Source organism: Nocardia sp. NPDC020380, from assembly GCF_044386975.1.
Classification (GTDB): domain Bacteria; phylum Actinomycetota; class Actinomycetes; order Mycobacteriales; family Mycobacteriaceae; genus Nocardia.
Genome location: NZ_JBIRVQ010000009.1, coordinates 404,805 through 416,039 on the forward strand (window position 1 = coordinate 404,805; position 11,235 = coordinate 416,039).

13 protein-coding genes are annotated in these 11,235 nt (G+C 63.6%); 8 read left to right on the forward strand and 5 right to left on the reverse strand.

Going from position 1 to position 11,235, the window contains the following annotated elements; all coding sequences use genetic code 11:
• Positions 1-528 precede the first annotated feature (528 nt).
• From ACH438_RS26915 to ACH438_RS26945, 7 genes are all read left to right on the forward strand, one after another.
• Complete coding sequence (locus ACH438_RS26915; RefSeq protein WP_397009938.1) at positions 529-1,341, forward strand: TnsA-like heteromeric transposase endonuclease subunit; 813 nt, start codon at positions 529-531, stop codon at positions 1,339-1,341.
• Positions 1,341-3,428 (forward strand): Mu transposase C-terminal domain-containing protein, encoded by a 2,088-nt coding sequence (locus ACH438_RS26920; protein WP_397009940.1) that lies wholly within the window; start codon positions 1,341-1,343, stop codon positions 3,426-3,428. Before ACH438_RS26915 ends, ACH438_RS26920 begins: the two co-directional genes overlap by 1 nt.
• Positions 3,425-4,453: an ATP-binding protein gene (locus ACH438_RS26925; RefSeq protein ID WP_397009942.1), complete on the forward strand. Its 1,029-nt coding sequence runs from the start codon at positions 3,425-3,427 to the stop codon at positions 4,451-4,453. Before ACH438_RS26920 ends, ACH438_RS26925 begins: the two co-directional genes overlap by 4 nt.
• Positions 4,450-5,454 carry a TniQ family protein gene (locus ACH438_RS26930; protein ID WP_397009944.1) on the forward strand — a complete coding sequence of 335 codons (1,005 nt, stop codon included), beginning with the start codon at positions 4,450-4,452 and terminating at the stop codon, positions 5,452-5,454. The genes ACH438_RS26925 and ACH438_RS26930 overlap by 4 nt, the downstream gene beginning before the upstream one ends.
• Positions 5,455-5,614: 160 nt before the next feature.
• Positions 5,615-5,896, forward strand: coding sequence for a hypothetical protein (locus ACH438_RS26935; protein WP_397009946.1), 282 nt, complete (start codon positions 5,615-5,617; stop codon positions 5,894-5,896).
• 5 nt (positions 5,897-5,901) lie between these two features.
• Positions 5,902-6,177, forward strand: a complete 276-nt coding sequence (locus ACH438_RS26940; RefSeq protein ID WP_397009948.1) for a hypothetical protein — start codon at positions 5,902-5,904, stop codon at positions 6,175-6,177.
• 455 nt (positions 6,178-6,632) lie between these two features.
• Positions 6,633-8,132: a carboxylesterase/lipase family protein gene (locus tag ACH438_RS26945; RefSeq protein WP_397009950.1), complete on the forward strand. Its 1,500-nt coding sequence runs from the start codon at positions 6,633-6,635 to the stop codon at positions 8,130-8,132.
• Here the strand turns inward: ACH438_RS26945 and ACH438_RS26950 are convergent.
• Positions 8,129-8,545 (reverse strand): MarR family winged helix-turn-helix transcriptional regulator, encoded by a 417-nt coding sequence (locus ACH438_RS26950; RefSeq protein WP_397009952.1) that lies wholly within the window; start codon positions 8,543-8,545, stop codon positions 8,129-8,131. The two genes, ACH438_RS26945 and ACH438_RS26950, sit on opposite strands and share 4 nt — an antisense overlap.
• 48 nt (positions 8,546-8,593) lie before the next feature.
• Between ACH438_RS26950 and ACH438_RS26955 the strand changes: the two genes are divergently transcribed.
• Positions 8,594-9,280 carry a class I SAM-dependent methyltransferase gene (locus ACH438_RS26955; protein ID WP_397009954.1) on the forward strand — a complete coding sequence of 229 codons (687 nt, stop codon included), beginning with the start codon at positions 8,594-8,596 and terminating at the stop codon, positions 9,278-9,280.
• 57 nt (positions 9,281-9,337) lie between these two features.
• Here ACH438_RS26955 and ACH438_RS26960 read toward each other — a convergent pair whose 3' ends face one another.
• The 4 genes from ACH438_RS26960 to ACH438_RS26975 all read right to left on the reverse strand — a co-directional run.
• Entirely contained in the window at positions 9,338-9,565 is a 228-nt protein-coding gene (locus tag ACH438_RS26960) for a hypothetical protein (RefSeq protein WP_397009956.1), read from the reverse strand.
• A gap of 101 nt (positions 9,566-9,666) precedes the next feature.
• Positions 9,667-10,020 (reverse strand): VOC family protein, encoded by a 354-nt coding sequence (locus ACH438_RS26965; RefSeq protein ID WP_397009958.1) that lies wholly within the window; start codon positions 10,018-10,020, stop codon positions 9,667-9,669.
• A complete protein-coding gene (locus ACH438_RS26970) occupies positions 9,980-10,471 on the reverse strand; it encodes a hypothetical protein (RefSeq protein WP_397009960.1) in 492 nt (163 codons plus the stop codon). The genes ACH438_RS26965 and ACH438_RS26970 overlap by 41 nt, the downstream gene beginning before the upstream one ends.
• 374 nt (positions 10,472-10,845) lie before the next feature.
• On the reverse strand, positions 10,846-11,235 hold a 390-nt coding region (locus ACH438_RS26975; protein WP_397009961.1), incomplete at its 5' end, for a transposase.

Here is an 11,235-nt window from a genome sequence, read left to right on the forward strand (position 1 = left end):
AGTGACGTTCGCAACCGCACCTTCCCCCTCCCCTTCCAACCGCCGCTGCCGCTCCCGCCACGCCCTCCACCGCGTGTGATCCGGATGATCGCAGTATTCCGAGGGCCGCCCAGGGCCACCGCCACGAGTAATGGGTTTAGTGCAGCCGGGGTAGTTGCAGGTGCTAGACACCGGAGAATCGTAGCGTTGGTTACGTCATTCCCAACGGATCAACACGAAACGAATCCCCCACCGCCCCTTCACAAACCCAACCCATCTAACATCCGATAAGTGAACCTTATCGGGTGTCAGGCTAACCCACTTCCCCAGTTCCACCTCCCGATAATTACGTTTACGTTTGGTTGGCGCATACGAAACGAATTAGCAACGGAACTACCGAAAAACTGGGCTCGCATGTACGCCCGTACCAGATTGTCAGTTCTCACCTGAGCTGTCGGAGTCTCACGTGACCTGTCGTACGCGTGGCGTGTTCTCATCTGATCTGTCGGAAACAGCCCTTTGATCTTTCGAAGTCGCGACGATGGATCGGTGCTGAGCACGCCTGCGGGCCGATGGGGTCCGGGCTTGGGCATGGACGTCGATGAGTTCGAGGCCGCGTTCGTGTCGAAGTCCGGGCTGGAGCGGCGAGTTCGGTGGCTGGGTTTGCCCGCGGTGGTGGGTGAGATCGATGGTCCGGTGCGGTCGTTTCGGTCGCGTCGCGGTCAGCGGAATTTTCCTGGTTGGTATTGGTCGGCGACAACGGGCCGACGTGTCGGGTTCGAGTCGTGGGTCGAGCGAGATCATTTGGTGGCGTTGGACTTCGATCCGGAGGTGGTCGATGTCGTGTCGCAGCCGTTCTGGCTGGTCTGGCGGCAGGACGGGAACAAGCAGCGGCGGCATGCACCGGATTTCCTGGTGCGCAAGGCGGGTTCGCGATGGCTGGTCCTGGATTCGCGGCCGTCGGAGCTGATCGGGGACCGAGATCGAACGGCGTTCACAGCGATGGCGCATGCTTGCGCGGCGGTGGGCTGGAGTTATGCCGTGTGGGATCGGTTGGATCCGGTGCTGGCCGCGAATCATCGCTGGTTGGGTGGCTATCGCCATCCCCGCTGTTTCAATGGGCAGCTCGCGCGCGAGCTGCTGGAAACGTTCACGCGGCCGGGGCCGTTGATGGACGGGGCTGAGATGGTGGGCGATCCACTGCGCACGTTGCCGGTCCTCTATCACCTGCTCTGGCGGCAGTGGTTGGTGGTGGATCTGTCGGTGGTGTTGTCGCATCGCAGCGTCGTGGGTGTCTCACCGAAGTTGTCGGATCTGTCGGACATGGCGCAGGGATCGGCGCACAGCGAGGCGGGACGGTGATGCTGGAGCGGCCGGGCGTGCTCACCGTCGGTGACCGGGTGGTCTTCGGCGGGTTCGCGCATGCGGTGGTCGCGATCTCGGGCACGAAGATCCGGTTGCTGTCCGACGGCGGTGAGGCGAGTGTGGTCGCTCTGCCTTTTCTGCTGGCAGCAGAGGATTTCGAGCTGGTGGGCTCGGCTCCGCTGCCCAGGATCGAACCGCGGGGACTGCTCGAGTCTTTGCCGAAGAAGGCGCTTGCAGAGGCCAGGGATTGGGAACGTCACGTGATGGAGGTCGAGACCGGGCTCCCGCCCGACGCGGCCGAGGGCGCGATGCCTCGACCGCAATATGATCCGGCGACGGTGGTCGTCACCGACCGCGAGAAGACCAAAGCGGCCGAGTTGAAGGTGAGCGCTCGGACCGTTCAGCGCATGCGGCGCCGATACCGTGATCAGGGATTATGGGGTCTCGTCGATTCACGATACGTCCGGCTGCTGGAACCGACCGGGCAGGTCGATCCGCGGGTGGTCGCCGCGGCGACAGCGGTGATCGCCGCGCAAACCCACACTTCTACCGGCACCAAATCACGTGTGATCGAACAGGTTCGGCGGCGACTCGACGACGAGCACGGCCCCGGAGTGGTCCGGTTGCCGTCGAAAGCGACATGCTATCGCCTGCTGGAGGTGCTGGCGGCAGGCCGGCACACGTTCGGATCGGCGGTCACCCGCCGTCAGACGGCGAACAAACCCGACCGGGTCTACATCCCGACCACCGCGGCGCGGCCCGGAGAGTTGGTGCACCTGGACACGACACCGCTGGATGTGATGGCGGTGATGGACGACGGGGTGGTCGGCCGCGCGGAGCTGGTGCTGGCGGTCGACGTTGCCACTCGCACCATCTGCGCTGGGGTTCTTCGGCCGGTCGGCGCGAAATCCGTTGATGCGGCACTGATCCTGGCGCGCATGATGGTTCCCGAACCGATGCGACCGGGCTGGGATCAAGCGTTGGCGATGTCGGCATCGCGGATCCCCTATCAGCGCCTGGTGGCACTGGACGCACGGATGGCGCTGGCCGCGGCCAAACCGGTGATTGTTCCTGACACCGTGGTCGTCGACCACGGCAAGGTCTTCATTTCCGAGGTGTTCTCCCGCGCGGCGGACACCCTGGGCATCTCGGTTCAGCCCGCGCACGAGTTGACCGCGACCGACAAGGCGATCGTCGAGCGCACCTTCGAATCGATCAATACCCTGTTCTGTCAGCACGTTTCCGGTTACACCGGCCGCGATGTCACCCGGCGCGGCGCCGACGTCGAAGACCGCGCCGTCTGGCCGTTGGCGGACCTGCAAGAGTTGTTCGACGAATGGGTCCTGGCCGGATGGCAGACCCGTCCTCACGATGGCCTGCGGCATCCGTTCACCCCCAACCAGAACGCCTCACCCAACGACGCCTACGCGGCGTTGATCGCCGCCGCCGGTTATGTCCCGGTCACCCTCTCCGGCGAGGACTACATCGAACTACTGCCCGCGCACTGGCGGACGATCAGCGACGCGGGTGTTCAGATCGACTACCGCACCTACAACAGCAACGAACTTCGGATCTGCGCTGGTCAAAGCTCCGGGATCGCGTCCAAGAACGGACGCTGGGAAGTGCACTACGACCCCTACGACGTCTCGCGGGTCTGGGTTCGCAACCACCGCGGTCACGGCTGGTTCACCGTTCCCTGGACCCACCACGGCATCGTCCGGCAGCCCTTCGCCGACTTCACCTGGCGCGCGGCCCGCAAACTCGCCGCACAGCGCGGCGTCGACGACGCCAACGAAATGGCCGTCGCGGTCATCCTGGCCGCGCTGCTGCGCCGCGCCGCAGCCGGACCCGACACCAGCCGCCCGCTGGCCCGCACCGTCTCCACACGCGCGATGACCAATCACCTTCCCGCCGAACTGATCTCCGAGGTCGGGCGCTGGCCCACCACGATCCCCGAGCGCCCGGCGCTCCCACCGGCGGCCGCCGATGACGGCGACCAGGTGACGGTGATCGAGGCCGACGGCGTCGAGATTGTTCCCTTCGGCCTACTCGATCCCTTCGATGAGCGGGAAGGACGCTGGTGAGTTCCCCACAGCTGGACGCGCGGCACCCGCTGGCGACCAAGGAAGGATGGTCGTCATTCGTCGGCCAAGCCAATCCCGAACCACCCCAACTACTCTCGGACAACGACCTCGAACGCATCGACGATCTCGAGCGGGATCTCTACAACGAAGCCCGCCAGGACTATCACTCCTCGCTGCTGCTGGTCGCCACACCCGATATCCGCAAGATCATTCATACCGGCCAGAAACTGATCGTCAACAACCGCGGCAAACAACTCGGCCGCCGCGGCCTGCTGATCTCCGGAGCCAGCGGCACCGGAAAATCCACCTCGATCACCCAGCTGGGCAAGCGATTCCAACTCGACTTCGAACGCCGCAACCCAGGCATCCCCGACCGCATCCCGGTCGTCTATATCCTGATCCCGCCCGACGCCGACCCGAAATCCCTCGCCGGGGAGATGGCGGTGTTCCTGGGTCTGCCGGTCGGTCGCTGCGACGGACCACAATCGTTGGCACACGCCGTCGCTGCCGTGATGCGCCGAGCCGGAACAGGATTGGTCCTCGTCGACGAGATCCACCGACTGGATCTATCGACCAAACGCGGCAAAGGGGCTTCCGATCAGCTGAAATACTTCTTCGACACGGTCTCGGCGACCTTTGTCTATTCCGGGCTCGACCTCGAGGAAACCAACCTGTTCTCCGGAGTTCGCGGCCGACAGATCGCCGGCAGGTTCATCCCGGTCAGCACCGCGGCGTTCTCCTACAACACCATCGCGGCCAAGAACGACTGGAAGAAGCTGATCGCGACCATGGAGCAGTCACTGCGGCTGCACCGCCACAAGGTCGGCACTCTTCTGGAATCGGCCTCCTACCTGCATGCCCGCACCGGCGGCATGATCGGCAGTCTGGACCAACTCATTTATGAAGCCGCCAACGACGCCATCAGCGACGGCTCCGAAAAAGTCACCAGGGCGCACCTGGAATCGGTCATCCTCGACATCGCCGCAGGCAACCAATACGAACCCCGCCGGAAGACACGGCAATGACACTCGCCCTCTGGCAACGACCAGCGATACCACTGCCCTTCCAAGTCCGGCCGGTCCGCGGCGAGACCACCCTGTCTTATCTGTTCCGGCTCGCCCGCGCCAACGAGCTCGTCGTCCCCACCACATTGCTGCACGCCCTTGGCGAACCCTCCAATGGCCTGCACCAGTTCATGCTGCGAGAACACGACGAGATCATGCTCAATCAGGCTGCCCAGCAACGACTTTCCTGCTTCGCAGGGATGCCGTTGGACCGACTCCGCCGCAGTCTGCTGTTGCCCGGCCTCGCTGACACCCGCGAAAGCCCTTCACCACGAACAGCAACCCACATAATCGGCTCGCGCACCCGCGACCACTGCACTTCCTGCTGCGCTCGAATCCCAGGCAATCCTCGAATCCAGGTCTATATCGCGCATTCGTCGATCATCTGTCGACGACACCGACGATGGCTGGGCACTCGAATCGAACGAGTTCAGATCGACCTCTCGGGCTCTCCGGACATCCTCACCGCATATCGCCGCCGCGACAGGCTATTTCGCGGCGAAGAGAATCAGCACTGGATGGACATTCAGTTCGCGGCCGCGCAGGCGATCACGACGGCATGGTCCCACATCACGGACTCGTTCTGGCACACACCTCTGATCCGACGCTGGAACGCCCGATCCGCCGCTTTCGCTTCCACGGCACAGATTCCCGTCCCACCATCAGTGATCATGATGCCGGAAACCGTGACCATCGCCGAAACGATCTGCGATCCGATCTGGCGTCACCGGATCGCCACCGCCGAGCACTACTACCAGCAGAAAAACTTCTACGCCCACATGGTCGAACGGCTCGGATTTCGCCGCACCGCGGCCTACGCCTTCAGCGCCTACAACGATCCACTGCGAGAATGGGTCGAACAACATCATCGCCAGCACCGAGATGACTACAGCAACACCAAGACCCACACCGCCAAGAGGCGGCGGCGGGCAAGACCACCCGGAATCCGCCAATTCAAATGAGAACAGAGGACCACGACCCATGCTCCACGGCATGTCGAATCCCAGCTCAATCAGTCGCACCACCGACAGTTCAAATGCGAAGTGACACAGATTTCGCTTCCCAAGCCAGACAGTTCACAACAACACGGTCGACGTACCACGTGCGTGATACGCTGATCGAGTGGGCGACCGTTACAGCTTCACCAGCGAAGGTTTGGACAACATCCGGATCTACGGCGTGAAACCCGGAGAGGTCTGGGAGGCTCTGCACTCCAAGCGACGCCTAGTTCGCCAGATCGACGCGCGGGCATCTGCGATGTTCGGTCTCACCCACACCGGCCGCTACCTGGTAGTTTTCGTCTTGGAATCGGCCTATGAAAACAACGACTGGGATGTCATCGCGGCTCGCGAGATGTTCCCGGACGAGAAAGCCGTGTTCGATCGCTACACGGGACGGAAGTGATGGGTATGAACATCGAGCAGAACCTCACCGACCTCATTGAGAACGGCGATGACCGCCAACTGCCGGTCCCCGACACCAGCGAACCGATGGTCTCCCGATCGCTGCGCCTGCCCCTCAGCCTCGACGAGCGACTGCGCGCGATGGCGACCGAGCGCGATATCCCGCACACCACCCTGATGCGAGAGATCCTCGAGGCCTACGTCGCCGACGCCGACACCAGCGCCGTCGTACGCCTCAGTGACGTGCAGCGTGCCATCGCCAGGCTGGCCCATCCAGCGTGATCTCGATCGGGCACCCACCGGTTGCGGTGCGTGCGCACCTAACCGGACACCGTCGGGTTCATCTCGGTGCCGTTGCGAGAGAAGCCGACGGTCGCGCTCACGAGACTGGTCGGCGCGGCCGATTCCCTTTGTAATCACTGCGTGTCGGTGAATCGGGACGCCGTATGACATGAATTTCTGACGCAGTTGCTCGACGCGCTCTGCTGGCGTACATGGCCGCCCGCTTCGGCATTGACGTGGCTCCCGAGCGATAGCCGGCCCCCGACATCGTCCCGGAGGCGTACGCCAGGCAAATCAGCAGACTGTCGCGAACTCAGAAGCGCTCCTCCGACATTGCCACACAGGCCAGCAACCTACATCCGCGAATCAGCAGCCGAAGAACTCAACTGGCCACCCGAGCAACAAGCACGAGTCCTCAACGCCTATCTGCCGGTGCTCAATCAGAAGCTGGAACCATGATGTCTCTCTCCCCCGAAATCTCAACTGCTGCCGGTCTTGTATGTGGTCGATGGGAGAAGACCGTCGCGGTGCTCCGCGGCATTCCCTACGCTCAGCCGCCGATCGGGCCACGGCGGTTTCGGGCCCCTGTTCCGGTGCTGCCGTGGGATGGTGTCCGCGATGCATTGGAGTTCAGTCCGTCGGTGCCGCAAGGGGACTGCGTGATGTCGTCGGAGGATGGTGATTGGCTGACTCTCAATGTCTGGTCGCCTGATCTCGGGGCGGCCCGGGTGCCGGTGATGGTGTGGATTCATGGCGGTGCATACCTGGAGGGGACCTCGGGGAATCCGCATACCGAAGGTGCGACGCTTGCCGCGAACGGTGTTGTGGTGGTCAGCATGAACTACCGGGTCGGGGTGGAGGGTTTCGCGTGTATTGCTGGGGCGCCGGACAATCGCGGGATCCTCGACCAGGTCGCCGCGTTGCGGTGGGTGCAGGAGAATATCGCTGCGTTCGGCGGGGATCCGGGCAATGTCACGGTATTCGGGCAGTCCGCCGGCGCGGGTTCGATTGCGGCGTTGCTCTGTATGCCGATGGCGGCCGGGCTGTTTCGGCGTGCGATTACGCAGAGTGTTCCTGGGACTTTCTTCTCGCCGGAGCTCGGCGCGGCGATCTCGGGAACGATCGCTGCGGAGTTGGGGTTACAAGCCACCGTTGACGACTTGTCGCCGATTCCGCCCCGCACGCTGATCAGGGCGATGGGCGAAGTCATCCGGACGATGCCGGATTTCGTCGACCCGTGGGGTCCGATGGCGCTGACTCCGACACCGTTCTCACCCGTGGTCGATGGCGACACGCTCCCCTACGCGCCCTGGCAGGCGCTTGCTGATGGAGCTGCGCGCGGAGTCGATCTACTGGTGGGGCATACCCGCGATGAATACCGGCTGTTCATGCCCAGGCCCGGCAGTCACGTGACGGATGAGCAATTGTCCTCCGCGCTCGATCTTCTCGCGCCTGCGTCCGATGCCGGTCTCTCGTATCGCGGGGCCTTTCCCGAAGCCGGTCGCGACGAACTGTACGAACTCGTCAACTCGGACTGGCTCTTTCGAATACCCAGCCTGCATCTCGCCGAGGCCCAGCATGCAGGCGGTGGGCGGGCGTGGATGTACGAACTCTCGTGGGCTTTCAATCTGGCTCAAGGCGCCTCACACAGCCTCGACGTGCTACTGGTGTTCGGGACCCTGACCGACGACGAGATCCGCAAGCAGCCGACCGCCATACCGAGCGCTATGGACGAGGCGCCCCGTGTGGCCCGCCAAATGCGTACCGACTGGCTGAACTTCGCTGCCAAGGGCGACCCTGGCTGGTCCACGCACGAGCCGGCCAGACGGGCGACCCGAGTCTATGCCACGGACCCGATCGTGCGGCCCTACCCAGAAGAACGCTCGCGCCTCATCTGGCAGGCACACCGGTTCGACACGCAGGAATTGTTGTCGCGGAAGGACTCTCCGCGCTAGCCGATTGCGACGAGTAGGCGGCGGAACTCGCGGCGGTCGTGTTCGGTGAGGCGGGCGAGGACTCGGCGTTCGGCTTCGATCACCTTTGGGTCGAGGCCAGCGAGCATGGCGGTGGCCTCGCGGGTGAGGGTGGCAGGCAATGATCTTCCGGAGAGGACGGTGGCGGGGCGGGTGACCAGGCCTCGGTCTTGTAGCTCGCGGATCACCTTGTTCATTGCTTGTGGGGAGACGCTGGCTTCGCGGGCGAGTTGGGCGTTGGAGGCGCCGGGGGTTTGGGCGAGGAGGCGGAGGCAGAGGTATTCGGGGAATGCGAGTTGCAGGGGTTCCAGCACGGTGGTGGCGACCTCGGCACGCAGGGCTGCCGCGACCCGGTGCAGGAGGTAGCCGAGGGGTTTGTCCTCTAAGCCTTCCATGTCAACCATATTGACATATATCAACCTCGTTGAGATAGAATGGGGTGCATGACGAGTTCATCAAGTAACGCGTTATTCGAATCCGCTTATCGTGGTCAGGCCCCCGAAATGGGTGGCGGGGAGCGGCCACCGTGGAGCATCGGGGAACCTCAGCCCGAGATCCGCGCACTCATCGATGCAGGTAAGTTTCACGGCGAGGTCCTCGACGCCGGCTGCGGGGAAGCCGCGGCATCGCTCTACCTGGCCCAGCGTGGTTTCACGACCGTGGGCTTGGATCAGTCTCCGACCGCGATCGAGCTCGCCCGCGCGGAAGCCGCCGGTCGCGGTGTGAGCGGCGCGAGCTTCGAGGTCGCCGATATCAGTTCGTTCACCGGCTACGACGGGCGCTTCGGCACCATCGTCGACAGCACGCTGTTCCATTCCATGCCAGTCGAATTGCGGCAGGGCTACCAGGAGTCGATCGTCCGCGCGGCGGCTCCCGGCGCGTCGTATTTCGTGCTCGTTTTCGACGGCACCAGCGTCCCCGGAGGTCCGGCGCACCCGGTCACCGCCGAGGAACTGCGTGACGCGGTGAGCCCGTACTGGGCGATCGACGAGATCCGCCCGGCCCGCATCCACGCCAACGTCCCCGAAACCTTCCAGGGCTTCAAGGATTTCGCCGGCAGTGATATCCGGGACGAGGGCAACGGCCGAAAGTCCGTGCCCGCCTGGCTGTTGTCGGCCCACTTGGCCTGACAGTCGCAGTACCCGGACGGCCCGGAGGTCAATGGCGACCTCCGGGCCGTCCGCGTTTCAGCAGGCGCTGTGCGCGGGCGCCTCGAACAGCAGCATCTCCACGATGCACGCCGGGTTGGCCGATCCACTCGACGAGCCCGTGCTGCCGGCGACGGTCGTCGCGGCCGGATTGTCGTTCGGGCCGGTCGCCGCACCAGCGGTTCCGGCGCCGATCCCCATCGCCGCGACGGCAGCAATGCCGACCGACAGGGAGGCGACGGCATGTCGAACAGTCTTGCGGGCCATAGTAATTCCTCGAATCCAAGAGCCGAGCCGGCCCGAACGCGACCGACGAACAGCACTGTACATCAATGGAACGTGAATCCTTCACAATTCGCCGATGCCCGTCAGTAGTACTGCACCAAACAGAACTCATGCCCCTCCGGATCCGCCATCACCACAACGACCCCCTCGTCATAGTCATGCCGCTCCCCCGTGAACGAACCCCCCAACCCCACAACCTCCCCCATCCCCACCCCGATGTCGTCCACCGCCACATCAAGATGCACCCGCACCTTCCCCCGCTTAGCCTCACCCACCGGCTGAAACACCAACCGAGGCTCCACATCCCCCGGCTCCCCCAGATAAACCCACCCATCCTGAGACGGCCCCCGAGGCCGATCCAACAGCGCACTCCAAAACGCCGCCACCCGCTCCACATCAACGCAGTCGATCGTCACCCCAACCCAACGGTTCGTCATTTCGTAAGCACTCCCGTGTCGTGGCGCTGTCACCTGAATTGCCCTCTTCCCCAATACCTTCCGGGATATCCGAGTACCGGAAAGGCATCAGAGCAAGCGTCAATCTAACCTCTCGTGCCGCAGCTTCTCCGGCTGCCCAGCGAAACCGCCCCGGCGGCTTGACAGTCAGCAACTCCGCGAACCTGGTCACGGCCACGGGTGAACCACCGAGATGACCAAGATTCGGAGTGATCACGATTCCTGCATCCAGCCGCCTGACCACGTTCAACAGCTCGCGAACTCCCTCGTCGATGCGGTCGGCCACCACCACCGCACCCACCCGAAGGTTCTGCTCCACGGCACGCTGGTGCGCGTAGAACTTCGTCCAATCGAGCCGAGCCTTGGTCGCAGCAAGCGGCCGGTATATGAAGATAACTGCCTTGTCAGGCGGCCTCCGCGGTGCGTCGCTCACGCTCTCCCCTTGTCGTCATTGGCTGGTTGGGCCGAACCCGAACTCCGGCTCCTGGAACTCTTACTCAGAAGGTATGAAGAACGCTGGGACGCTTGAACTGTGCCGAGGACGCTTATGCAGACACTTCAAATGCGACATGTGTCCTCGATACGTTCCGTAAAGTGCATCTATGACTCAGCGCCTGCAGTCAGCCATGCTCAGGGCGGGATTCGACTCCGCCGCGTTGGCCGCAACCGTTGGCGTTGATGTGAAGACGGTCAATAGGTGGCTGGCAGGTCGTGTCCCGCACCGCCGTACGCGCCTGGATGTGGCTCAGGCCTTGGGTGAGACCGAGGATGGGCCTTGACCCCGGAAGTTGGACACGGGGTTTGTGATTACGCGGCTTGAGCCATGTTATCGGGTGCGTGAACGGATTCGTAGTCGGCGGGGCTGAGATAGTCGCAGTAGGAATGCCTTCGTCGGGTGTTGTATCGGGTGACCCATCGAAACACCGCCAACCGCGCCGCTCGGGCCGATTCCCACCGCGACGCGCCCTGCAACGTTTCCCGTTTCAGCGAGGCATTGAACGATTCGGCAAGGGCATTGTCCGCGCTCGTGCCCACCGCGCCCATCGACTGTGTAACACCAAGTTTCGTGCACAGAGCAGCGAAATCCTTTGAGGTGTACTGACTTCCGTGATCGGAGTGAAAGATCGCGCCAGCGAGGCTGCCGCGGGTCAGTGCGGCGGCGCCCAGGGCGTCTTCGACGAGTTCGGTGCGCATGTG